This window comes from Paraburkholderia sp. DD10, assembly GCF_049177125.1.
Taxonomy (GTDB): Bacteria; Pseudomonadota; Gammaproteobacteria; order Burkholderiales; family Burkholderiaceae; genus Paraburkholderia; species Paraburkholderia terricola.
The window spans coordinates 3,356,925-3,379,261 of the sequence record NZ_CP185393.1 but is presented as its reverse complement, the minus strand read 5'-3'; the positions used below and the strand labels follow the sequence as shown (position 1 = coordinate 3,379,261).

General features: G+C 64.0%; 22 protein-coding genes. 12 read left to right on the top strand and 10 right to left on the bottom strand.

Going from position 1 to position 22,337, the window contains the following annotated elements; translation table 11 throughout:
- The first annotated feature begins 65 nt into the window (after window positions 1-65).
- A complete protein-coding gene (locus ACOCG7_RS30690) occupies window positions 66-1,244 on the top strand; it encodes a tyrosine-type recombinase/integrase (RefSeq protein ID WP_073427901.1) in 1,179 nt (392 codons plus the stop codon).
- A 222-nt stretch (window positions 1,245-1,466) separates the two neighbouring features.
- Window positions 1,467-1,628: a hypothetical protein gene (locus tag ACOCG7_RS30685; RefSeq protein WP_167363270.1), complete on the top strand. Its 162-nt coding sequence runs from the start codon at window positions 1,467-1,469 to the stop codon at window positions 1,626-1,628.
- A 75-nt stretch (window positions 1,629-1,703) separates the two neighbouring features.
- Here ACOCG7_RS30685 and ACOCG7_RS30680 read toward each other — a convergent pair whose 3' ends face one another.
- Both ACOCG7_RS30680 and mdeB read right to left on the bottom strand, forming a co-directional pair.
- On the bottom strand, window positions 1,704-2,045 hold the full coding sequence (locus ACOCG7_RS30680) for an ecotin precursor (RefSeq protein ID WP_073427900.1): 342 nt from the start codon (window positions 2,043-2,045) through the stop codon (window positions 1,704-1,706).
- Window positions 2,046-2,214: 169 nt separating this feature from the next.
- Window positions 2,215-4,992 (bottom strand): alpha-ketoglutarate dehydrogenase, encoded by a 2,778-nt coding sequence (gene mdeB / locus ACOCG7_RS30675; protein ID WP_073427899.1) that lies wholly within the window; start codon window positions 4,990-4,992, stop codon window positions 2,215-2,217.
- Window positions 4,993-5,144: 152 nt separating this feature from the next.
- Here mdeB and ACOCG7_RS30670 point away from each other — a divergent pair, with 152 nt between their 5' ends.
- Together ACOCG7_RS30670 and ACOCG7_RS30665 are read left to right on the top strand one after the other, a co-directional pair.
- Entirely contained in the window at window positions 5,145-5,672 is a 528-nt protein-coding gene (locus ACOCG7_RS30670) for an Lrp/AsnC family transcriptional regulator (RefSeq protein ID WP_073427898.1), read from the top strand.
- Between the two features lie 119 nt (window positions 5,673-5,791).
- Window positions 5,792-6,217 (top strand): HIT family protein, encoded by a 426-nt coding sequence (locus ACOCG7_RS30665; RefSeq protein WP_073427897.1) that lies wholly within the window; start codon window positions 5,792-5,794, stop codon window positions 6,215-6,217.
- A gap of 45 nt (window positions 6,218-6,262) precedes the next feature.
- Here the strand turns inward: ACOCG7_RS30665 and ACOCG7_RS30660 are convergent, their stop codons facing one another.
- Window positions 6,263-6,652: a hypothetical protein gene (locus ACOCG7_RS30660; RefSeq protein WP_235004820.1), complete on the bottom strand. Its 390-nt coding sequence runs from the start codon at window positions 6,650-6,652 to the stop codon at window positions 6,263-6,265.
- Window positions 6,653-7,090: 438 nt separating this feature from the next.
- Between ACOCG7_RS30660 and sap1 the strand changes: the two genes are divergently transcribed.
- Complete coding sequence (sap1, locus tag ACOCG7_RS30655) at window positions 7,091-7,429, top strand: surface attachment protein Sap1 (RefSeq protein WP_073427895.1); 339 nt, start codon at window positions 7,091-7,093, stop codon at window positions 7,427-7,429.
- Here sap1 and ACOCG7_RS30650 read toward each other — a convergent pair.
- The 6 genes from ACOCG7_RS30650 to ACOCG7_RS30625 all read right to left on the bottom strand — a co-directional run bounded on the left by ACOCG7_RS30650 (window position 7,419) and on the right by ACOCG7_RS30625 (window position 14,804).
- Window positions 7,419-7,649: a hypothetical protein gene (locus tag ACOCG7_RS30650; RefSeq protein WP_143169498.1), complete on the bottom strand. Its 231-nt coding sequence runs from the start codon at window positions 7,647-7,649 to the stop codon at window positions 7,419-7,421. The genes sap1 and ACOCG7_RS30650 overlap by 11 nt on opposite strands.
- 30 nt (window positions 7,650-7,679) lie before the next feature.
- The gene (locus ACOCG7_RS30645) at window positions 7,680-9,413 is read right to left on the bottom strand and encodes an IlvD/Edd family dehydratase (protein ID WP_073427894.1); all 1,734 of its coding nucleotides are present in this window, start codon (window positions 9,411-9,413) and stop codon (window positions 7,680-7,682) included.
- Window positions 9,414-9,459: 46 nt separating this feature from the next.
- Window positions 9,460-10,464, bottom strand: coding sequence for an L-arabinose ABC transporter permease AraH (gene araH / locus ACOCG7_RS30640; protein WP_073427893.1), 1,005 nt, complete (start codon window positions 10,462-10,464; stop codon window positions 9,460-9,462).
- Window positions 10,465-10,513: 49 nt separating this feature from the next.
- Window positions 10,514-12,076: an L-arabinose ABC transporter ATP-binding protein AraG gene (araG, locus tag ACOCG7_RS30635; RefSeq protein WP_073427892.1), complete on the bottom strand. Its 1,563-nt coding sequence runs from the start codon at window positions 12,074-12,076 to the stop codon at window positions 10,514-10,516.
- 100 nt (window positions 12,077-12,176) lie between these two features.
- The gene (locus ACOCG7_RS30630; protein ID WP_073427891.1) at window positions 12,177-13,181 is read right to left on the bottom strand and encodes an arabinose ABC transporter substrate-binding protein; all 1,005 of its coding nucleotides are present in this window, start codon (window positions 13,179-13,181) and stop codon (window positions 12,177-12,179) included.
- A gap of 174 nt (window positions 13,182-13,355) precedes the next feature.
- Window positions 13,356-14,804 carry an aldehyde dehydrogenase family protein gene (locus ACOCG7_RS30625; protein WP_073427890.1) on the bottom strand — a complete coding sequence of 483 codons (1,449 nt, stop codon included), beginning with the start codon at window positions 14,802-14,804 and terminating at the stop codon, window positions 13,356-13,358.
- Between the two features lie 176 nt (window positions 14,805-14,980).
- Here ACOCG7_RS30625 and ACOCG7_RS30620 point away from each other — a divergent pair, with 176 nt between their 5' ends.
- Window positions 14,981-15,958, top strand: coding sequence for a LysR family transcriptional regulator (locus ACOCG7_RS30620; RefSeq protein WP_073427889.1), 978 nt, complete (start codon window positions 14,981-14,983; stop codon window positions 15,956-15,958).
- A 141-nt stretch (window positions 15,959-16,099) separates the two neighbouring features.
- Window positions 16,100-16,654, top strand: a complete 555-nt coding sequence (locus tag ACOCG7_RS30615) for a YaeQ family protein (RefSeq protein WP_073427888.1) — start codon at window positions 16,100-16,102, stop codon at window positions 16,652-16,654.
- Between the two features lie 46 nt (window positions 16,655-16,700).
- Here ACOCG7_RS30615 and ACOCG7_RS30610 read toward each other — a convergent pair whose 3' ends face one another.
- The gene (locus ACOCG7_RS30610) at window positions 16,701-17,126 is read right to left on the bottom strand and encodes a VOC family protein (RefSeq protein WP_073427887.1); all 426 of its coding nucleotides are present in this window, start codon (window positions 17,124-17,126) and stop codon (window positions 16,701-16,703) included.
- A 63-nt stretch (window positions 17,127-17,189) separates the two neighbouring features.
- Here ACOCG7_RS30610 and ACOCG7_RS30605 point away from each other — a divergent pair, with 63 nt between their 5' ends.
- From ACOCG7_RS30605 to ACOCG7_RS30585, 5 genes are all read left to right on the top strand, one after another.
- Window positions 17,190-17,432 carry a hypothetical protein gene (locus ACOCG7_RS30605; RefSeq protein WP_143031912.1) on the top strand — a complete coding sequence of 81 codons (243 nt, stop codon included), beginning with the start codon at window positions 17,190-17,192 and terminating at the stop codon, window positions 17,430-17,432.
- A gap of 77 nt (window positions 17,433-17,509) precedes the next feature.
- Window positions 17,510-18,676 (top strand): bifunctional DNA-binding transcriptional regulator/O6-methylguanine-DNA methyltransferase Ada, encoded by a 1,167-nt coding sequence (ada, locus tag ACOCG7_RS30600; RefSeq protein WP_073427886.1) that lies wholly within the window; start codon window positions 17,510-17,512, stop codon window positions 18,674-18,676.
- A complete protein-coding gene (locus ACOCG7_RS30595) occupies window positions 18,673-19,590 on the top strand; it encodes a DNA-3-methyladenine glycosylase family protein (protein WP_073427885.1) in 918 nt (305 codons plus the stop codon). The genes ada and ACOCG7_RS30595 overlap by 4 nt, the downstream gene beginning before the upstream one ends.
- Window positions 19,591-19,855: 265 nt before the next feature.
- Window positions 19,856-21,472, top strand: a complete 1,617-nt coding sequence (gene gshA / locus ACOCG7_RS30590; protein ID WP_073427937.1) for a glutamate--cysteine ligase — start codon at window positions 19,856-19,858, stop codon at window positions 21,470-21,472.
- Between the two features lie 211 nt (window positions 21,473-21,683).
- A complete protein-coding gene (locus ACOCG7_RS30585; RefSeq protein WP_176035751.1) occupies window positions 21,684-22,190 on the top strand; it encodes a hypothetical protein in 507 nt (168 codons plus the stop codon).
- Window positions 22,191-22,337 lie beyond the last annotated feature (147 nt).

The following is a 22,337-nucleotide window of genomic DNA, read 5'->3' as shown; positions in this document are numbered from 1 at the left end:
AATCTTTGGTACACGGACATCGCAAGGTTTAGAATCGCGGCTGCCCATGTATCACGGTTTCGAGCATGCCCAAACTAGCCGTTCCTCTCACCGAAAGTCAGATTCGCGCGCTTGAACCGCGCGCGACCCGCTACTCCGTCGCCGACGGCAACGGTCTCGTGATCGAAGTCATGACGACCGGCACCAAGGTCTGGCGTTTCCGCTATTCGCTGAACGGCAAGCGGCAGCCGCTTGCCACGATCGGCGATTACAGGATGATCTCGCTGCGCGTCGCGCGCGCGCGAGCGCAGAAGTATGCGGAGATGGTCGCGCAAGGCGTCTCGCCGGTGGCCACGGCGCGGCGCGACCGCGGCGCGGAAAGCAAGGCCGACGTGCTGCGGGAAGCCGCCGAGCTTTATCTCACCACGGAAATGGCCGGCAAATCGGAAGAATATCGCCGCACCACGCGCCGCACGCTCGACAAGGACGTGTTGCCCGCCATCGGCGGCAAGGCGATCAAAGCGGTCACCTCCGACGACATCGCCGCGATCTGCGACAGAATCAAAAGCCGTGGCTCGCCGAAAATGGCGCTGCATACGCGCAACGTGGTCAAGCGTCTCTACGAGTATCTGATCGCCCGCCAACTCGCGACGACCAACCCGGCCGAGATCATTCCGGCGCGCTCCATCGCCACCGTCGACAGCCGCACCCGCGTGCTCAGCGGAGATGAAATCGGCACGATGCTGCGCGCGATCGACGCGTCGAGCATTCGCCGCCCGCTAAAACTGGCGCTGCATCTGCTGGTGCTGACGATGGTGCGCAAGTCCGACCTGGTGGAGTCCACGTGGGCCGAATTCGATCTGGACCGGGCGCTGTGGACGATACCCGCCGCGCGTCTGAAGAAGGACCGGGACCAGCGCGTGCATCTCGCGCACCAGGCGGTCGACATGCTGCGCGAGCTTCATCGCGCGAGAGCGGGCCGACATTTTGTATTTCCGAGCGTCAGGGGCGACGATCGGCCCATCGCCAGGAGCACGCTGAATCAGGCGGTCAAGGCACTCGGGCTCGACGTGGAGCATTTCGTTTTGCACGACTTCCGGCGCACGGCCTCGGCGCATCTGCGCGACATGGCGCAACGCTCCGATGCGCTCGAAGGTCTGGGGCAACAACCCACGGCTGAGGAACACGCAACCGGGCAGCGTCGAATCGCGCAACGTTGGGCGGATTTCGTGGATGCGCAGATTGAAGGCGCTGCAAAGCGGTGAGCGGCTCGCCACCGTCCGCGCAAGAGCCGGCTAGTTGGTACACAACGAACCATGCAACGAACTCAAGACCTTGTAGAAAAAGCGAAATTGGCTTTGTCGTCAGGTTTTGAACCTCAAGGTTCAGCGATGTCCCGGCACTCGTCACGAACCATCACGCCCTCCTTTCTTCCCGCATTTCATCGCCTACACTGGAGCAGTGACCCAACTCATGCGGAGGCTCCCATGTCTGAATCGTTGATCGCTTATTTGCTGGGGCCCCTCGTCATGCTGTTCGTCGGCGTTGCCATCTGGGCCGCGTCGCACTATCACCGGAAGACAAGGCCGCAACGGCTGGAGCGCTGGCTGGATACACATTACGCGGAGTGGCTGCACCACAAGCATTGAGCGGCGGACAGTAAAAAGCCGTTCCTGCCTACGCAGGAACGGCTTTTTACGTTTGGCGCAGCGTCGGCTACGCGCTTACCAACCCGGTTGAGGCTCCGAATAGCCATACTGTCCGGGCGGCGGCGCGCCGCACGCGACATACGCGCGTTGGTACCGGTCATAGCAATATCCCGGCGGCGGCCCCGCGTAGGCCGGAGCCGGCTGATACGCCGGCTGTGCATACACCGGCTGCGCGTAGACAGGCTGCTGGTATGCGACCACGGGCGCTGGATTCAGCACGGACGTCACCACCGCGCCGAGCACCGCCCCGCCGATCAGCGCACCGATCACGTCGCCGCCACCATTGCCATGAGCCGAGGCTTGCCCCGCCATGCTCAGGCTTCCGACCATCAACAACGCCACCGCAATCTTTTTCATGTTGGACTCCCGCCGTTCAGGCATGAACAGATTGTGGACGGCGCGAGCGGAAATAGATGCTGCAAGTGGTAACCGGGCATTACCGGTGTAACGCCCGAGCGGACGCCGCGTCGGGCTGTCTCGCGCGAGCGCGATGGACAGAATCAGAAGACGATCACCGCTTGATCGATCAGCATTCCCACGAAGCCGCGCCAACTGCCGCATCGCCTCGATACTTCCGACGCGCTTCCATGAGCACGCTCGCCTCGATTGCGCCCTCGTCCGCCAACGCCTTCAACGCCGCAATCACGATCGCCTTGCGGTCCACTTCGAAGAACTCGCGCAACGCCTGGCGCGTGTCGCTGCGTCCGAACCCATCGGTGCCGAGCGTCACGTAGCGCCGCGGCACGTAAGCGCGGATCAGTTCGGGCAGCGCGCGAACGTAGTCGGTGGCGGCGATGACCGGGCCTTGCGACGTTTCGAGCGCCTTCGTGATGTATGGCGCGCTAGTCGCCTCGCCAAGCCGCGCCTCTCTCTCTGACGTCATGCCGTCACGCTGCAACTCGGTGAAGCTGGTCACGCTCCACACGGCCGCTTCAACTTGCCAGTCATCCCTTAACAACCGCTGCGCAGCAATGACCTCACCAAGAATCGCGCCCGCGCCGAGCAACTGCACCTGGGCTGAAACTGCTGAAGTTGCCGGCTGCGTTTGCTCGCCAAGCGGATAAATGCCCTTGAGAATACCTTCGCGCAACGCCTGCAAGTCACCACCCGGCACCGACGGCTGCGCGTAATTTTCGTTCATCACGGTGACGTAATAGAACACGTCGCGCTGCGCTTCCACCATCTCGCGCATGCCTTCGTCGACGATCGCGGCGAGCTCGTAGGCGAACGCCGGATCGTACGCGCGGCAGTTCGGAATCGTCGACGCGGCCAGATGGCTCGTGCCGTCCTGATGCTGCAAGCCCTCGCCGCCGAGCGTCGTCTTGCCCGAGGTCGCGCCAATCAGGAAGCCCCGTGCGCGCTGATCCGCCGCGGCCCAGATCAGGTCGCCGATGCGCTGAAAACCGAACATCGAGTAGTAGATGTAGAACGGCAGCATCGGCAGGTCGTGCACGCTGTACGAAGTCGCCGCCGCGATCCACGACGACACCGCGCCCGCTTCCGAAATGCCCTCTTCGAGAATTTGCCCCTTCGTGTCCTCGCGGTAATACAGCATCGAACCGAGGTCTTCCGGTTCGTACATTTGCCCGAGCGGCGAATAGATTCCGACCTGGCGGAACATGTTCGCCATGCCGAACGTGCGCGCCTCGTCGGCGACGATCGGCACCACGCGCGGACCCACTTCGCCGTCCTTGAGCAAGGCGGTCAGCATGCGCACCAGCGCCATCGTCGTGGACATCTCGCGGCCGTTCGCGTCCAGCGCGAATTGTCCCCAGGAGGACATCGGCGGAACGGTCAGCCCCGCCGATGCAACTCTCCGCCTTCTGGGCAGATAGCCTCCCAAGGCAGCCCGGCGAGCATGCAGGTATTGCATCTCGGGGCTGTCTTCCGCTGGTTTGTAAAACTTCACCTGTTCGACGTCGTCATCCGTGAGCGGCAGACGAAAGCGGTCGCGAAACGCCTTGAGATCGTCGAAGCCGAGCTTCTTTTGCTGATGCGTGGTCATGCGGCCCTGGCCGGCGGCGCCCATGCCGAAGCCCTTCATCGTCTTCGCGAGGATCACCGTCGGCTGACCGCGATGCGCGAGCGCCCTTGCATACGCCGCGTGCAGTTTGCGCACGTCATGGCCGCCGCGGCGCAGGCGGTCGATCTCTTCGTCTGAAAGCTGCTCGGCGAGCGCCGCGAGTTCCGGGTTCTGGCCGAAGAAGCGCTCGCGGTTGTACGCGCCGTCGTTGGCGGAGAAGGTCTGGAATTGCCCGTCGACGGTATGCGCGAACGCGCGCAGCAAGGCGCCGCTGCGGTCGCGCGAGAACAGCGCGTCCCAGTCCGAGCCCCACACGACCTTGATCACGTTCCAGCCCGCGCCGATGAAGTGCGCTTCGAGTTCGTCGATGATGCGGCCGTTGCTGCGCACCGGACCGTCCAGACGCTGCAGGTTGCAGTTGATCACGAACACGAGGTTGTCGAGCCCCTCGCGGGCGGCGAGCGAAAGCGCGCCGGTGGATTCGGGCTCGTCCATCTCGCCGTCGCCGAAAAAGCCCCACACCTTGCGGCCTTCTGTTTGCGCGAGGCCGCGATTGGCGAGGTAGCGCATGAAACGCGCCTGGTAAATGGCGTTGATCGGGCCGATGCCCATCGAGCCGGTTGGGAACTGCCAGAAGTCCGGCATCAGCCACGGATGCGGATACGAACACAAACCCGGACCGCCGATCTCGCGGCGATAGTGCTGAAGCTGTTGCTCGCTCAAAAAGCCTTCGAGGTACGCCCGCGCATAGACGCCCGGCGACGAATGCGGCTGGAAGTAAACGAGGTCGCCCGTGCCTGCCTCGCCGCCCGGCGCCGCAGCCCGGAAGAAATGATTGAATCCGACTTCGAACAGATCGGCCGCCGACGCGTAGCTCGCGATATGCCCGCCGAGTTCGCCGTAAGCCTTGTTCGCGCGCACCACCATCGCGAGCGCGTTCCAGCGCAGCGCGCCCGCAAGCTTCTCCTCCAGTTCGAGATTGCCCGGATAGCGCGGCTGGTCTTCGAACGGAATCGTGTTGCGGTACGGCGTGACGTTGCTGTGCGCCGATTCGACGCCCAGCGAGAGCGCGTGGCTCGCGAGCCGGTCGAACAGGAATTGCGCGCGCTCGCGGCCGACGTGCGCGACCACCGCGTCGAGCGCCTCCAGCCATTCGGCGGTTTCCTGCGGATCGACGTCCTCGTGCCGCGCGCCGTCCGTGCCGGCTGTGCCGTTTTCGCCTTGCGCGCGCTGAACGTGCAAGGACCGCAACTGCTCGCTACCGCTGGACAAATCCGTCATGTCACCACTCCCGCATCGACGCGTTCGGTTCAAGATCGAGTGAGACAATGGTAACCATGCATCCGCAAAATGAGCGTCTCATTTGCTTGCGGTGCCGCGCTGCGATAGGCTATTTATTCCGGATTTCGCACCTTCCACGGAATATTTCATCCATGACCACGCCACCCAGACGGCTCGACCGGATCGACATCGGCATCCTGAGCCAGTTGCAGCAGAACGCGCGCATCACCAATGCGGATCTCGCCCGCGCAGTGAACCTGTCGCCCACGCCGTGCTTCAACCGTGTGCGCGCGCTCGAAAGGCTCGGCCTCTTCAAGCAGCAGGTCACGTTGCTGAACCCGGAGCCGCTGGGCTTGCGCATCAACGTGTTCATTCAGGTGAGTCTGGAAAAGCAGGTGGAAGACGCGCTGCTGCGTTTCGAGCAGGCGATTTCCGAGCGCCCCGAGGTGATGGAGTGCTATCTGATGACCGGCGACGCCGACTATCTGCTGCGCGTGGTGATGCCGGATATGCAGACCTTGGAGCGTTTCATCGTCGATCATCTGACGAAGATTCCGGGCATCTCCAATATCCGCTCGAGTTTCGCGCTCAAGCAGGTGCGCTATAAGACGGCGCTGCCGCTGCCGTCGTCGGGACTGACGCTGACCGATCCCGACGACATTGCGACCGACTGGCGCTAGGCTGCGTTCAAGCAGCCGCAAGCGCCCGACCGCGCGGCGCGCGCTGTAACCGATGTGGTGGACAATATCGGCAGCAGCGGCAACGCCCCGATACCACCTCAACCTGGAGAGAAAGCGCGATGAACTACGACGACAGCAATCCATTCGCGAGGATTCTGCGTGGCGAACTACCTTGCATCAAAGTGGCGGAGACCGGCGCCGCCCTCGCCTTCATGGACCTGATGCCGCAAGCCGACGGCCACTTGCTGATCGTGCCGAAAGAAGCGGTGGCGGAGATTTTCGAGTTGTCGGACGCGTCGGTCGTGGCCTGCATGCGCATGACACAGAAGCTCGCCATTGCGGTTCGCGCGGCGCTGCGGCCGGACGGCGTATTCATTGGACAGTTCAACGGCGCCGCGGCGGGACAGACCGTGCCGCACGTGCATTTTCATGTGATTCCGCGCTGGGAAGGTCAGCCGCTGCGCATGCACGCACGCGACGTCGCCGATGCGGCCACGCTCGAAGCGCTGGCAAAACGCATTCGCGATCATTGGCGCGCAGACTGAGGCGCTGGCTAAGCGCGGCTAGGGTGGTCGACTGTCCGCGGCGGCTCATGGGCGGTGCCGCGAGCGGCGCAGCGGATGCCGCCAGTCGTGCCGACGAGGTGGCGCGTGCATGGGCCGCATGTCATGCAGATGACGGTGTTCCTGCCACAATTCGTCGGAGAAAAGAAACGCGACGATGAGCAGCGGAATCACCAGAAACGCGCCCAGTATCAATTGCTCGATCACGGTAGCCTCCAGGCGTGGGAGCATCAATTCATTGTAGAGCACCGCACGTGCCCGTACCGTTGCGCGCCACTCATAACGCGGGCTCGCTCGCCTGGGACAACGCACCGCCCAGCACTCGCCGCAATTGCATTGCGCCTCGCTCATTGCAAGAATGCGCTGCGCCGGAGTGAACCGTTGCAAGAACTTCTCCCCGGTGCTCAACGTGCGCAAGGTCTACCCCGTCGCGACGAATTCAGCCCACCGATTGACGCCTGGCATTGTTTATCTTCTGCACGTACACCGTTATTTCGTGATCCTGGATGAATCAACCGAACGACTTTGTGTGCAACGCACAAAAACCCCGGATTGATTGTAGTAAATCACTTAATTTGAGCCTCTCGTTTACGTGAATAAGCGCCGCAAAGCGTTACTGGATAAAGCGACGAGTGCCGCGCATCGACCAATTACCCGTCACCAATCTGTCTATTCGAGGCGCTGCCTATCGTTTAGGCAAGCGCGGCGCGTGGTGCGACAATTCGCCACTGTTGCGACCGCACACAAGATGTGCTTGTCGTTCTCTCCGGTTTGCCTAAAGTGCAAGGTGCGGGTTCGACGTTAAAGTTAAATACATAGCTAACCTTGAGTATTGAAACCCGCACCGGAGGAAATATGAAAAAGCAAATCGCCCTTCTTTTCGCCATTGCGGGTTTGGCTGCCGCTTCTGTTCAGGCGCAAGACGTCGTGCTCAAGCCGCAGCAAACCATCCAGTTCAAGGCCAATGCCTATGGCTGCGTGTCGAAGGACAAGCTCGATGCCGTCGACCTGCATGCGCAAGCCGGTGAACAGCAGAAAATGCAGGAATTCTTCTCCGGCTATCAATGCGTCTCCACGCCGGAAAACTCGAGTTTCCGCGTGGTTCGCGTGGTCGGCCACGATGTCGAATTCGTGAATGCCGCCAATAGCGATACGCAAGGTCTTTGGGCACACGATCGATTCATCAAGCAATAACTGAACGCCGATATTCCCGCGAAACGCGGGAATATGACGATGCACGTGGCAATCCCCCGTTTTTCCAAAAATCGGGGGCGGTGAACTCGTGATTTATAAAACGGCGAGCATTCAATGCGTCGCCGTTTTTTATTTTGCCCACCGATTTCACCCGCATAAAAAAGCCGATGCGGTTTTCAAGCCGCATCGGCAGACGCCTTCTCGCAAAGCGCAGGAACAAACGTTAATTCGTCATGCGTCGATCAGCCGGTCAATGTGAATCGCGCGGCACCGGCGCGCCGCTCGACCCCACCAGAAAATCGAGGTCAGCGCCCTGATCCGCTTGCAGCACGTGCTCGACGTAAAGCTTGTAATAGCCGCGCGTGGGCGGCGCCGGCGGCTGCCAGGACGCGCGCCGGCGCGCCAGTTCCTCGTCGGTGACATCGAGGTGCAGGCGGCGTGCTTCAACGTCGAGTTCGATCATGTCGCCGGTCTGCACGAACGCGAGCGGACCGCCCGCGGCCGCCTCGGGCGACACGTGCAGCACCACCGCGCCGTAGGCGGTGCCGCTCATGCGGCCGTCAGAAATGCGCACCATGTCCGTGATGCCCTTTTGCAGCACTTTTTTCGGCAGCGGCATGTTGCCGACTTCCGCAAAGCCCGGATAGCCCTTCGGCCCCGCGCCCTTGAGCACCATGATGCAGTGCTCGTCGATGTCGAGCGAATCGTCGTCGATCCTGGCGTGCAATTCCTCGATGTTTTCGAACACCACCGCGCGGCCGCGATGCTTGAGCAGCGCCTCGGTCGCCGCCGACGGCTTGATCACCGCGCCATTCGGCGCGAGGTTGCCCTTGAGCACCGCAATGCCCGCCTTCGGCTTGAACGGCTCGGCGAACGTCGTGATGACCTTCTCGTCGTGATTCGGCGCGTTGCGCACGTTGTCCCAGATCGTCTTGCCGTTCACCGTCAGCGCTTCGCGATGCAGCAGCCCTTGCTCGCCGAGTTGCTTGAGCACCGCCGGCAAGCCGCCCGCGTAGTAAAAGTCTTCCATCAGGTATTCGCCCGACGGTTGCAGATTCACGAGGCACGGCACGTTCGAGCCCAGTTCCCAATCTTCCAGCGACAACTCGACGCCGATGCGCTTCGCGAGCGCGATCAGATGCACGACCGCATTGGTCGACCCGCCGATCGCCGCGTTGGTGCGGATCGCGTTTTCGAACGCCTGGCGCGTGAGGATCTTGTCCATCGTCAGATCCTCGCGAACCATGTCGACGATGCGCCGGCCCGCGAGGTGCGCAAGCACTTGCCGGCGCGCGTCCACCGCGGGAATCGCCGCGTTGTGCGGCAAGCCCATGCCGAGCGATTCGACCATCGAGGCCATCGTCGACGCCGTGCCCATCGTCATGCAGTGGCCGCGCGAGCGGTTCATGCACGACTCGGCTTCGGTGAATTCCTCCGGCGTCATCGTGCCGGCGCGCACTTCCTCGGACATCTGCCAGACGCCCGTGCCCGAGCCGATGTTCTTGCCGCGAAACCGGCCGTTGAGCATCGGTCCGCCCGACACCGCCAGCGCCGGCAAATTGCACGACGCCGCGCCCATCAGCAGCGCGGGCGTGGTCTTGTCGCAGCCGACCAGCAGAATCACGCCGTCCATCGGATTGCCGCGAATCGACTCCTCGACGTCCATCGAAGCGAGATTGCGAAACAGCATCGCGGTGGGCCGCAAATTCGTCTCGCCGAGCGACATCACCGGAAATTCCAGCGGCAAGCCGCCCGCTTCATGCACGCCCTTTTTCACGTACTCCGCCAGCTCGCGGAAGTGCGCGTTGCACGGCGTCAGCTCGGACCATGTATTGCAGATGCCGATCACCGGGCGGCCGTCGAATTCGTCGTGCGGGATGCCCTGGTTTTTCATCCACGATCGATGCAGGAAACCGTCGCGGTCCTTGAGGCCAAACCATGCCTGGCTGCGCAGCGGTTTTTTAGTCTGGTTCGAATCGGCCATGAAATCTCCTGTTGGCAAGCATATGGAGGCGAGCGCGTGTCGCTCCTCAGTGCACGCGCTTGCTGCGGCGGAACTGGTCGAACAGCACCGCGAGCAGCAGAATCCCGCCGCGAATCAGGTATTGATAGAAAGTGGGCACGTTCATCAGGCTCATTGCGTCCTGCACCGAGCCCATGATCAGCACGCCCACCAGCACGCCGGAAATCGTCGCGACGCCGCCCGTCAGCGAAACGCCGCCGAGCACGCACGCGGAGATCACGCCGAGTTCGAGCCCGACCGAGGTCTTCGGGTCGCCGAGACTCATCCGCGACGCCAGCATCACGCCCGCGAAGCCGGTCACGAGACCTTGCAATACGAACACCGTGATCTTGATGCGCGTGACGGGCAAGCCCGCGAGGAGCGCGGCCTCGCTGTTGCCGCCGACGGCCAGCACGTTCTTGCCGAACACGGTTTTCTTCAGCAGGAAACCGAACAGCACGAAGCCGATGATGTTGCTCCAGATCGGGAACGAGATGCCGAGGAACGCGCCGCCGCCGAGGTCGAAGAAGCTTTCCTCGGAAATCATCACCGCGTCGCCGTGCGACGTGATGAACGCGAGGCCGCGCACGACTTCCATCATCGCGAGCGTGACGATCAGCGAGTTGATCTTGTAGCGCGCGATCAGCACGCCGTTCACGAGTCCGACCGCGCCGCCCGCGAGCACGCCGCCCGCGACGCCGAGCATCACGCTATGCGTCGCCGTGATCAAGGTGGACGCCACCACGCCGGCAAACGCGACGATCGACGCCACGGACAAATCCACCTCGCCGAGCGCGAGCACGAACATCATCGTCACGGAGATGGAGCCGATCAGCGTGACGGACAGCAGCAAGCCCTGGATATTTCGCGAGCTGAGGAAATCGGGCACGGTAAACGACAGCACGGCGAACAGGATGATGAACACCATCACGATGCCGGACTTGTTGACGAGGTCCCAGGTGCGCGCGGCGCGCGCGCTCAAGCCGGCGGATGCGACGGCTGGCGTGGAGGATTCGGTTGAAGGTGTGTGCATGATGTTTATTCCAGTTTCAATGGCGCGATTCGGCGGCCTTTCGATGGTGTTAGCGGGGCAGGGCGAGCTTGATGAGCGCATCCGGCGTGGCCTGCGCCTTCGGCAGATTGCCGACGATGCAGCCTTCCTTCATCACGATCACGCGGTCCGCCACGCCGATCACCTCGGCCAGATCGCTCGACACGACGATGACCGTGCGGCCCGCTTCGGCGAGCCCATACAACAGGCCGTAAATCTCGCTGCGCGCGCCGACGTCGATGCCGCGCGTGGGCTCGTCCATCAGGAACACGTCGATCTCTTCCGCGAGCCAGCGCGACAGAATCACCTTCTGCTGATTGCCGCCCGAGAGCGTGCCGATCGGCGTCTCGCCGTTGCGCGTCTTGATCGCGAGCTTGCCGATGAACTCCTTCGCGGTTTGCGCTTCCTTGCGGCCGTTGAGCACGTTGAAGCGGCTGAAATGGCGCCGGCAACTGATGTTGAGGTTGTCCGACACCGAGGCGATTGACACGATGCCTTCCTGCTTGCGATCTTCCGGGCACAACGCGACGCCCGCGCGCACCGCGTCGCGCGGCGTGGCGAAGCGCACCGGCTTGCCCTTGAGCGTGATTTCGCCGGCGCTCGGCTTGACCGCGCCGTAGATCAGCTTCATCAACTCGGAACGGCCCGCGCCGACAAGGCCGAAGAAGCCGACGATTTCGCCCTTGCGCGCGACGAAGGAAGCCGGTTCGCGCAAGCCGCGTCCCATCAATCCGTTGACTTCGAGCTGCACGCCGCCGAGTTCGCGTGAGCGATAGCCGTACACGTCGGCGATCGAGCGGCCCACCATGCAGCTGATCAGCCGGTCGCGATCGAGTCCTTCACCGGCGGCGAACGTATCGATGCGGCGGCCGTCGCGAAACACCGTCACGCGATCGCACAGTTCGTAGACTTCGTCCATCCGATGCGTGACGTAAATGATCGCGCGGCCCTCGGCCCTCAATGCGCGGATGATTCGGAACAGTTGCGTGGTCTCGCGCGACGACAGCGAACTGGTCGGTTCGTCGAAGGCGATCACGCGTGCGTCGCGCATCAGCGCCTTGCCGATCTCGATCATCTGACGCTGGCCGATCGACAGATTCTTCACCTGCTGCGACGGATCGATTTTTTCGCCGAGCCGTTCCAGTTCACGCACCGCGCGCGCCACCAGCGCTTTTTCGTCGAGCACGCCAAAACGGTTGGGCAGGGCGCCGAGCATCAGGTTTTCCGCGACCGTCAACTCCGGCACCAGATGCAGTTCCTGATAGATGATCGCGACGCCCGCCGCGATGGCCGCCTTCGTAGTGGTGAAGTGCTGCTCGATACCATCGAGCGACAACGTGCCCGCCGCCGGTTGATTCACGCCGGACAGCACCTTGAGCAACGTCGATTTGCCTGCGCCGTTTTCGCCCATCAGGCCGTGCACCTCGCCGCGCCGCACTTCCAGCGACACCTGGTCGAGCGCGAGCACGCCGGGAAAGCGCACGGTGATGCCGTCGAGTTGCAGATACGGCTCCGTGGAGTCGGGCACAGGCGAGGGCGCTTGCGCCGAAAGCGTCGCTGCGCCCGCGTGGGACTCAGTGTGTGAGGACGTCATCGAAAAACCTTGAGCTGAAGGACAAACGCGCGGGCCGCGCTCGCAGTGGCGTGATGCTCGCTACGCGAGGCGGCCCGCAAACCGCGGACTCGAATCCCGCTTAAATGCCGAGTTCCTTACGCACGTCCTGCCAGTTGCCGCGCACCATCAGCTTGCCGGTGGTTTGCGTGTCGGCGGGCGGCTGCTTGCCGGCCTTGATCCACTCGACCAGATTCTCCGTGCTTTCCTTGCCGTGCATCGTCGAGCTCACGGCGATCGTGCCGTAGAAGCCGGTCGGTTCCTTCTTCTGGAATTCGGCGAACGCTTCGCCCGCACCGTTGATGCCGACGCCGATCACATCCGCCGCCGGAATGTGCAATTGCTCGGTGGCGCGCACGCCGCCCAGCACGCTTTCCTCGTTGAGCGCGAAGATCACCCACTTCTTGATGTTCGGATGCTGCGCGAGCACCGGCGACGATGCGTTGAAGCCGCCTTCGTCATCGGTCGTCTTTTGCGGAGCGTCGAAGACGTTTTCCTTCTTGAAGCCGCCGGCCAGCAGCGTTTGCGTCGCGCCGTCGGTGCGCAGCTTCGCGGTCGGCAATTCGTAGTTCGTGATGCGCAGCGCGCCGACTTCCTCCGGCTTCCAGCCGCGGCGCTTCATCTCTTCGGCAATCGCCGTGCCGACCTGATTGCCGATCTTGAACGCGGACATGCCCAGATGCGGCACGTTCGCGAGCGGCTTGCCGGTGGAGTCGACCAGTTGATCGTCGACGGTGACGAACTTCATGTTGTAGCGCTTGGCGCGCGCCTGAATCGCCGGTCCGAGACGGACGTCGGGCGCGCAGATCACGAAGCCCTTGGCGCCTTGCGCGCCGAGGTTGTCGATCGCGGCCAATACTTTCTCGCCGTCCGGCGTGCCGATGTTGACGACGGAGAAGCCGTCCTTCTGGCCGAGCGCGGTCGCGGCTTTCTGTTCGTTGATGAACCACGCCTGTTCCGGCATCTTCACGAGGAAGCCGACCTTGAGCGGCTGATCCGCATGGGCGGAAAGCTGCGCGGCAAAGGGCGCGGCGAGGACGGCGGCGGCCATCGCGGTTAGCGTCAAACGGCGAAGCTTGCTGGTCATGTCTGTCTCCTGAGGTTGAAAAGCTGCATTGATTTCGTTTGGTAGCAGCGGGGTATGCACGGCGGCGTTAACCGGGACGTGGATAGACGTGGCGATCGGGCGTGGCAGGCGCGCCGGAGCGGGCCGTGCGCGGCGCGATCGGATGAGCGGGGGTGCAAGCGTATCTCATGGCGCTCAGCCCGCGACGTAAGCCGTTTTCACGGCCGTCCAGAAGGCCGCGTCGGTTGCGCCGTAGGCGGAGGCCTTGCGGCCGCCGCCGGGCGCGTGGTGCTCGATGGCGGTGGTCGGCAGATTGATCGTGACGACCCCGCTATGCGCATGGCGCCGGAAATGCCGCGCGCGGCTCAGCGAGCGCGTGCAGATGCCGGCGCATAAACCGTAGGCCGTATCGTTCGCGAGATGCAGCGCGTGGTCGTAGTCGTCGGCGCGCAGCACCACGGCGAGCGGCCCGAAAATCTCTTCTCGCGCGATGCGGTGTTCGGGCTCCGCAACGAACAGCGCGGGTTCGAAAAAGTAGCCGCGCGTCGCGCGCTCCAGTTGAACACCGCCGCGCAGCAATTGCGCGCCTTCTTCCTGGCCGATGCGCACGTAGTCGAGATTGCGCGCCAGTTGCGCGGCGTTCGCGAGCGGCCCGATATCCGTGCCGTGCTTCAGCGCATGATCGACCGAGAGCCGGGCGAGTTTGGTCCGCAGTGCGTCGACGAACGGCTCGAACACCGCCCGCTCGACGATCAGCCGCGAGGCCGCCGTACCGCGTTGCCCCGCGAAACTAAAGGCGCCGGTCAAGGCCGCATCCACGGCGCCGTCGAGTTCGGCATCGGCCAGCACCACGAACGGATTCTTGCCGCCCATCTCCAGTTGCACGCGCGCCTGGCGGGCGGCGGCGGCTTGCAGCACGCGCGTGCCGGTTTCCGCCGAGCCGGTGAAGCTGACCGCCGCGACCAGCGGATGCGCGGCGATCCGCGCGCCGACCTGCCGGCCGCTACCCATCACGAGGTTGAACACGCCCGCCGGCAAGCCGGCCCGATTGATGATCGAGGCCAATGCGGCGGCGCAAGCCGGCGCCGATTCGGCCGGCTTGAAGACGACGCAGTTGCCGTGCGCCAGCGCGGCGCCGACCTTCGCGGCGGCAATCGCGAGCGGCGCGCTCCACGGCGCGATGATGCCGATCACGCCGAGCGGTTCGCGCGTCACGTCGATCTCGACGCCCGCGCGCGGCGCGGCGACGGGCTCGGCGAACGCGCGCAACGCCTCGGCCGCGAACAGCTTGAAAATCTGCCCGGCGCGGGTGGCTTCGGCCAACGCCTCGGACAAGGTCTTGCCGACCTCGCGCGCGAGCAACCGGCCAAGTTCGTCGCGGCGCGCCAGCATCTCGCTGCCGATCGCGTCGAGCGCATCCGCGCGGCGCTGCGCCGAACCCAGCGACCATTCGCGGAAGGCCGCGCTCGCCGCTTCGATCGCCGTATCGGTCTGCCGCGCGTCGGCGCGCACATACTCGCCGAGCGGTTCGTCGAGGTCGGAAGGATTCAGCGAAATGCCCGTGGTCGCGCCTGTCTCCCAGCCGCCATTGATGTAGTGGCGGAACGGGCTGGCAACGAGCGGGACGAGCGGATCGCGATTCATCGACGGGAAGACGCCAATTTGAGGAAGCTCACAAAGTCCACGAATGGTATGGGCCGTCCCAATAACTTTCCAATCCCTTTTTTCACTACTGCCATATCAATTCCGGTATGGCATGATGGCGTCTCAATCTTGACACTTCCGCGACAGACGGCTTAAGCCGCTTTAGGAGACAAGCCATGACACGCAGCTACTCGAACTGGTTCGTGCGCGCGCGACTCAAGACGCGGCAGTTGCTGCTGCTCGCGGCAATGGAGGAGGAGGGCAACGTGCGCCGCGCGGCCGACGTGCTCGGCATGACGCAGCCCGCCGCGTCGCGCCTGCTCAAGGAGTTGGAGGACATGCTCGAGGTGAGCCTGTTCGACCGCACGCCGCACGGCATGCACGCCACGCTGTACGGCGAGGTGATGATCCGTCACGCGCGCATGGTGCTCTCTAATCTGAGCCACGCGCACGACGAAATCTCCGCGCTGCGGGCCGGTCTCGCGGGCCAGGTGCGCATCGGCGTGATCGCGGCGGCGGCCGCGACGATGGTGCCGCGCGCGATCGCCGACGTGAAGGAGCGCTATCCGCAGTTGCAGATCTGGGCGGAGGTCGAAACCTCCGACGTGATGCTGCCGCGGCTCGCGGAAGGCGAACTCGACATCATGATCGGCCGCGTACTGGAGCGGCAAAACCAGTTCAAGGCCGAAGTCCGCTACGAACCGCTCGCCGACGAGCCGCTTTGCGTGGTCGCGCGCCCCGGCCATCCTCTCGAAAATGAGACAGGTTTGACGCTGCGGGGAATCGTCAACGCGAGCTGGGTTTTGCATCCGCCCGGCAGCGTCTTGCGCCATCGTTTCGATCTGATGTTTTCGCAGATCGGGCTGAATCCGCCGCAAAACGTGGTGAATACCAACAATTTTCTGGCGATTTCGAGCTTGCTACTCCAAAGCGACATGTTGGCGGTTTTGCCGGACGAAGTGGCGCGTCAATACCAACAGTACGGTGTATTGAAGCGGTTGCCGATCGATTTGCCGTGCAGGATGGATACATTCGGTATCATCACGCGCCAGTCGCATCTGCTTTCGCCAGCGGCCGCCCTGGTGCTCGAAGCCTTGCGGGAAGCGGCCGCCGAGGTCTACGGCACGGCGTTCGAGCTGGCGGTGGCGCGATAAATGCTCCTTCCGTTGTAAAAGCCGGTTTGACGGCGCGCGGGAGGAACGGCGATGTACAACAAACACCGAAAACGGCAGCGAGCCGTCGACGACTCTTTTTCTGTTCGCTCCGGTGGAGCGAGCGCCTGGTTTAGCAACGGCATGGCTCTCAAATCGACGATTTACAAGGCGGAACTGCAAATCGCCAACATGGACCGGCACTATTACGCCGACCATTCGCTGACGATCGCCCGTCATCCCTCGGAAACCGACGAGCGAATGATGGTTCGCGTCGCCGCGTTCGCGCTGTTCGCGCAGGAACGCCTCGAATTCTGCAAAGGCTTGTCGGATGTCGACGAACCGGATCTGTGGCAAAAGGATCTCACCGGCGCGATCGAAACCTGGATCGAAGTCGGCCAGCCGGACGAACGGCGCATCGCCAAGGCGAGCGGCCGCTCGAACGAGGTGATCGTGATCGCCTATGGCGGCCGCGCCTCGGACATCTGGTGGCAAGGCGTGAAGAACAAGGTCGAACGCATGCGCAACGTGACGGTCTGGACGCTCGCGGAAGGCGTGGCCGACGCGCTCGGCTCGCTCGCCGAACGCACCATGCGCCTGCAATGCACGGTGCAGGACGGCGAAGCGTGGCTCGGCAGCGCGGAATCCGATGCAGTGAAGATCGAATGGACGGTGTTGAAGGCGCCGGCCAGCGCTTGAGGTTCGGCTTGAGGCTCGGCTTTGGCCTGACGGCTTCCGGGCAGGCTTAGAGCGACGTCAACCGCGCCGCGTCAGGCGGGCCCTTGAGTTCGACCATATTGCCTTCGGGGTCGAACAGATACAGCGACGGCCCAAAGCCGTCCGCGCCATAGCGCCGCGCATGTTCGCCCAGCGGTGCGCCGTGTCCGGTGAGATGCGCCTTGAGCGCCTCGGCGTCGAACGGTTCGACGCGCAAACACACGTGGTCCATATTCCGCCCGGCGCCGGGCGCGCCGTTTTCCGCGCGATCGAGCTTCGCGCCCACCTGCAGCAGGTCGATCAGCGAGCGGCCCGCGCGCAACTGCGTCAAGCCCAGATCGCGCTGCTCCTTTTCCACGCTGCATCCGAGGACATCGCAGTAAAAGCGCGTCATCTTCTCGACGTCGGATGCTCGAATGACGATGTGATCGATCTCGCGAATGTGGATTTTCATCTCAGACGCCCTTGCCGGTCGACGAAACGGGTGGAATACCCAGTGTAGAAGAAAGCTCGGCAGATGCGAGAACGCGCCGCGAAGGGGCAGTTTAGAAACGTACAGGCGAAAAAAAGCCCGCTCTATGTGGAGCGGGCTGAATCCATATCAGGAGGAGACATGGAGGAGACAGGTACTAATATACACATGCACCTGGTGCGACGCAATAACTTTTTAAGGGAAAACCCGATATCGGGCCAAATTGTCGCACTTTTTCATGGAAAGACCGTCCGCCGCGGCTTCCAGCCCTACGAGGAAGCGCAATGACAGAGCAAGAACCGGAGCGTAGTGTGTCGGCAGGCGGCCTACATTGGTGAGCATCGACACCGCCTTCGGGAATCATCATGAACCGCACCCTCTACCGTACTGACATCGCGCCCGACGCCGCCGGCTGGACCTCCGACGACGAGCGCTGGGAAGCCGTCACGCGCCGCGAACCGCAAGCCGACGGCGCGTTCTTCTATGGCGTCAAGACGACCGGCGTGTTCTGCCGTCCGTCGTGTGCATCGCGCCAGCCGCGCCGCGAGAACGTCGCTTTTTTCACCGACGTCGCCGCCGCGCGCGCCGCGGGTTTCCGCGATTGCAAGCGGTGCCAGCCGGGCGGCCTGCCGCGTGAACTGGAAATCGTCAATCGCGCCTGTGCCGCGCTGGACGCCGATCCGCACCAGCGCCTCACGCTCGCGCAACTGAGCGACGCCGTGCACGTCAGTCCGTTTCACCTGCAGCGTCTGTTCAAGCGCGTGGTGGGCGTGACGCCGCGTCAATATCAGGCGGCGCAGCGGGGCGCAGCGTTGCGCGACGCGCTGCAAAGCGGCTCGGACGTCACGCGCGCCACGCTCGACGCCGGCTTCGGCTCGCCGTCGCGGATGTACGACAGCGCGTCGGCCGAACTAGGCATGGCGCCCTCCGAGTTTCGCCGCAAAGGCGCGGGGCTCACCGTGCGCTACGCCGGCGCGCCCACTTCGCTCGGCTTCGTGCTGGTCGCGGCCACCGAAAAAGGCATCTGCAAGATCGGTTTCGGCGACGACGCCGGCTTGCTCGCCGACGAACTGCGCAGCGAGTTCGCCAACGCCGATGTGCGGGAAGATCCCGAACGGCTCGCACCGTTCATCGCGCAGATCGACGCGTATCTGCGCGGCACCCGCCAGGACTTCGATCTGCCGCTGGATATCGCCGCAACGGCGTTCCGGCAGCGCGTATGGGACGCGCTGCGGCGCATTCCATACGGCGAGACGCGCAGCTATACACAGATCGCCGAAGCCGTCGGCGCGCCTCGCGCCGTGCGCGCGGTCGCGAGCGCGTGCGCGACGAACCCCGTTGCGCTGGCGATTCCCTGTCATCGCGTGGTGCAAAAGGGCGGGGCGCTGGCCGGGTATCGTTGGGGCCTGCCGCGCAAGGCCGCGCTGCTCGACAACGAGGCCCAGCATGCCGGCGATGTTTCGCAACACCAATCCGAGCGCCGCAAAGCCGATATGACCGAAACCACCACCAATCTGGATCACGCCGCGTGAGCACGCTCGACCACGTCGCAACGCTCGAACTGCCGTTCAAACCACCCTTCGACTGGCCGCGTCTGCTGCGTTTTTTCGGCGGACGCGCGACGCCGGGCGTCGAAGCGGTGGAAGACGGCGCCTATCGCCGCGCCATCGACTGGACCGGCGACAGCGGCACGCTGAGCGTGCGTCTGCATCCGCGCAAGCGCTGCCTCGTCGCCAACATCGAAGGCCCGGTGAGCCGTCACGCCGACGCGCTCGCCGCACCGATCGCGCGGATGTTCGATCTGCACGCCGATCCGAAGAAGATCGGCGCGGAACTCGCCGCCGACCCGTGGCTCGCGCCATTGATCGAGGCGGTGCCGGGCTTGCGCGTGCCGGGCGCGTGGTCGGGCTTCGAACTGGTGGTGCGCGCGATCGTCGGCCAGCAGGTCAGCGTGAAGGCGGCGACCACCATCATCGGACGTCTCGTGCAGCGCGCCGGCGAGCGCATCGAAGGGCATCCGCACGAGAACACCGCCTGGCGCTTTCCGACACCGGCTGCGCTCGCCGTCGTCGATCTTGCGCAGATCGGCATGCCGGGTAAACGCGTAGCGGCGTTGCAGGGCTTCGCACGAGCGGTCGCTTCGGGAGACGTGCCGCTCGACAGCGGCGTCACCGATGCGAACAGCCTGCGCGCCGCCTTGCTCGCACTGCCCGGCATCGGCCCCTGGACCGTCGAATACGTCGCGATGCGCGCATGGCGCGACGCCGACGCGTGGCCCGCCTGGGACCTCGTGCTGATGCAGTCGATCTGCGCGCGCGACCCGTCGCTCGTGCGGCCCACGCAGCAGCGCGTGCGCACCGACGCATGGCGGCCGTGGCGCGCGTATGCGGCGATGCATCTGTGGAACGAGGTAGCGGACCGCGCAGGCGCCGCGCGCGGGGGCTAGGCGCGCGCCTCATGCGGAAGGGGAAACGCGCATCGCGTGCAATGCGCGTGGGCGTAGAGCGACGCGATGCAAGGCAAGCCGAATCGTCGGGAAAACAGACAGCGCTAGTGCGCCGACGCCCCGCCGAGGCGGCCTCAAGCAGCCGCCGTGGCGAGATGTTAAAGTGCCCGCTACCTGAAAATTCCGCCGAACGTTGTCAACCGCGCCATGCTGCCTGTGAGCAGTGAAGCGGCACATGGCGGCCGACAACGCCCGACTCGCATCAATGCCAAACACCACACTTTCCCGCACGACCGACGTGTTCTCGCACCGCCTGTCCGTGCTGACCTCCGGCCCTCGGCGCGACGCGCTGGTAAGCGGCCTGCGCGGCATCGAAAAAGAAAGCCTGCGCGTGACGCGGGACGGCAAGCTCGCGTTGACGCCGCATCCGCGCGCGCTCGGTTCGGCGCTCACGCATCCATCGCTCACCACCGACTATTCCGAAGCGCTGCTCGAACTGATCACGCCCGCCGAGCACGACGTGGCGATCACGCTCGAGAAACTCGACACGCTGCATCGTTTCGTCTACGCCGAACTCGGCGACGAAATTCTGTGGAACAACTCGATGCCGGGCCTGCTGCCCGACACCGACGAGGGCATCCCGATCGCGCGCTACGGCACGTCGAACATCGGCAAATTGAAGTACGTGTACCGCATCGGCCTCGCGCTGCGTTACGGTCGCACGATGCAATGCATCGCGGGCATCCACTACAACTATTCGCTGAGCGAGGAAGTGTGGCGCGTGTTGCAGGCGGACCAGCGATCCACCGCGAACGCCGTCGATTTTCAGTCGGACCGCTACCTCGCGCTGATCCGCAATTTCCGCCGCACCAACTGGCTGCTGATGTACCTGTTCGGCGCATCGCCGGCGCTGGATCGCCGCTTCCTGCGCGATCGCAAACACACGCTCGAAACGTTCGACGCCGACACGCTGTACCGTCCCTACGCAACCAGCCTGCGCATGAGCGACCTCGGCTATTCGAACACCACGGCGCAAGCCGCGCTGCACGCCGACTACGACACGTTGCCGGGCTACCTCGACGCACTCGGGAAAGCCGTGAGCCAGCCGTATCCGCCCTACGAGGCGATCGGCACACAGCGCGACGGCGAGTGGGTGCAGATCAACACGAACGTGCTGCAGATCGAAAACGAGTTCTACTCGACCATTCGTCCGAAGCGCGTCACGCATCCGGGCGAGCGTCCGCTGCATGCGCTGGCCGCGCGCGGCGTGCAGTACGTCGAGGTGCGCTGCATGGACATCGATCCGTTCGAGCCGGCCGGTATTTCGCTCGAAACGTCGCGCTTTCTCGACGCCTACCTGCTGGTCTGCGCACTGGACGACAGCGCGCCGCTGCCGCCTGACGCCTACGCCGAGGCGAACCGGAACTTCGGCCGCGTGACGATGGAGGGCCGCAAGCCCGGCCTCGAACTCACGCGCGACGGCCGTCCGGTCGCGATGACGGATTGGGCCAACGAAATCTTCGTGAAGATCGACGCGGCGGCCGCCGCACTCGACGCGTTGCAAGGCGGCGACGCCCATGCGCGCGCCGTGGCGGTTCAACGCGCGAAGCTGGCGGACGCATCGCTCACGCCCTCGGCGCGCGTGCTGCGGACCATGCGTGACAAGGAACAGAGTTTCCTCGCGTTCGGACTCGAGCAGAGCGAAGCGCACGCCGAGTATTTCCGCGCGCGTCCGCTGAATGCCGAAGAGACGAGGGCGTTCACAGACCTCGCCGAACAATCGCTTGCCGAACAGGCCATGCTCGAACAGGAAGAAGTCGGTTCATTCGATGCGTTTGTCGCGGCTTATCGCGCGTACACGTTGAACCGCTTCAGCGTTTGAGATTGAGCGACGCATGTCGCTGAGATGAAAAGCGGCCCGCGAGGCCGCTTTTTTCATGCGCGCAGGTAACGTCTACATCGCGCGGCGTTGCGGATAAAACGACATCGGCAAATTCTCCGCGCGTTTTGACGCTTCCCTGATCTGGATGAAACACCGTACCGACATCGCGGTCGAAACTTGAAGGAGAGGCTTCGAACAGGGAGGAATCAACGTGAAAAAAAGTCTGTTGGCCGTGGCGTGCATCATGGCGGCGGGATGTTCGACACAGGGGCAAGTCGATCCGGACGTCATGCAGATCGCGACGACACCGCTGACGTGTTCGAACAAGGTCGAATGCGACGCATGGTGGCAACGCGCGCAGACGTGGGTGACGAGCCATTCGAAGTACAGCGTCGAATCCGCGACCGACACGCTGATCCAGACCGCGGGTCCGGACGGCGGCAAACGTGCGTTGGCGTATCAGATCACGCGAGCCGCGAACCCTGACGGCACGGCAACGATCGGCTTCGCCGCGCACTGCGACGGCTCGCTCGGTTGCAAGCCGAACCCGTGGGAAGCCGGCGCCGACTTCAAGCAATATGTGCGAGGCAGCGCGACGGTCGCGCCGCAGAGCGGGGGGAAAGCGTCGCAGGCAGCGCCGGCATCTTCGGCGATGCATCCCGATGCCGCGCAGGGACAATCGGTCCCGGGAGCGAATGGCGAAGGGGTGACGCAGTAAGTGGAGGGCGGCGGGAACGCCGCTCGCGTATGACCAACAGTGCGGCGCCGGGCAAAACCACGAATCAATCGCCCATCGCGGTAACAGCAAGTAACCAACGCGATACCCCAAGTAACACACCCGCACTTCTCCCCGCATTACCCTTTC

Bases quoted from the DNA above. Each gene is read 5' to 3' on its own strand.
- araG (WP_073427892.1), bottom strand. From the start codon at position 12,076: ATGACGTCCTCACACACTGAGTCCCACGCGGGCGCAGCGACGCTTTCG.
- sap1 (WP_073427895.1), top strand. From the start codon at position 7,091: ATGAAAAAGCAAATCGCCCTTCTTTTCGCCATTGCGGGTTTGGCTGCC.
- ACOCG7_RS30615 (WP_073427888.1), top strand. From the start codon at position 16,100: ATGGCTCTCAAATCGACGATTTACAAGGCGGAACTGCAAATCGCCAAC.
- ACOCG7_RS30610 (WP_073427887.1), bottom strand. From the start codon at position 17,126: ATGAAAATCCACATTCGCGAGATCGATCACATCGTCATTCGAGCATCC.
- ACOCG7_RS30645 (WP_073427894.1), bottom strand. From the start codon at position 9,413: ATGGCCGATTCGAACCAGACTAAAAAACCGCTGCGCAGCCAGGCATGG.
- ACOCG7_RS30685 (WP_167363270.1), top strand. From the start codon at position 1,467: ATGTCTGAATCGTTGATCGCTTATTTGCTGGGGCCCCTCGTCATGCTG.
- ACOCG7_RS30665 (WP_073427897.1), top strand. From the start codon at position 5,792: ATGAACTACGACGACAGCAATCCATTCGCGAGGATTCTGCGTGGCGAA.
- mdeB (WP_073427899.1), bottom strand. From the start codon at position 4,992: ATGACGGATTTGTCCAGCGGTAGCGAGCAGTTGCGGTCCTTGCACGTT.
- ACOCG7_RS30630 (WP_073427891.1), bottom strand. From the start codon at position 13,181: ATGACCAGCAAGCTTCGCCGTTTGACGCTAACCGCGATGGCCGCCGCC.
- ACOCG7_RS30670 (WP_073427898.1), top strand. From the start codon at position 5,145: ATGACCACGCCACCCAGACGGCTCGACCGGATCGACATCGGCATCCTG.
- ACOCG7_RS30625 (WP_073427890.1), bottom strand. From the start codon at position 14,804: ATGAATCGCGATCCGCTCGTCCCGCTCGTTGCCAGCCCGTTCCGCCAC.
- ACOCG7_RS30680 (WP_073427900.1), bottom strand. From the start codon at position 2,045: ATGAAAAAGATTGCGGTGGCGTTGTTGATGGTCGGAAGCCTGAGCATG.
- ACOCG7_RS30690 (WP_073427901.1), top strand. From the start codon at position 66: ATGCCCAAACTAGCCGTTCCTCTCACCGAAAGTCAGATTCGCGCGCTT.
- araH (WP_073427893.1), bottom strand. From the start codon at position 10,464: ATGCACACACCTTCAACCGAATCCTCCACGCCAGCCGTCGCATCCGCC.
- gshA (WP_073427937.1), top strand. From the start codon at position 19,856: ATGCCAAACACCACACTTTCCCGCACGACCGACGTGTTCTCGCACCGC.
- ada (WP_073427886.1), top strand. From the start codon at position 17,510: ATGAACCGCACCCTCTACCGTACTGACATCGCGCCCGACGCCGCCGGC.
- ACOCG7_RS30620 (WP_073427889.1), top strand. From the start codon at position 14,981: ATGACACGCAGCTACTCGAACTGGTTCGTGCGCGCGCGACTCAAGACG.
- ACOCG7_RS30605 (WP_143031912.1), top strand. From the start codon at position 17,190: ATGCGAGAACGCGCCGCGAAGGGGCAGTTTAGAAACGTACAGGCGAAA.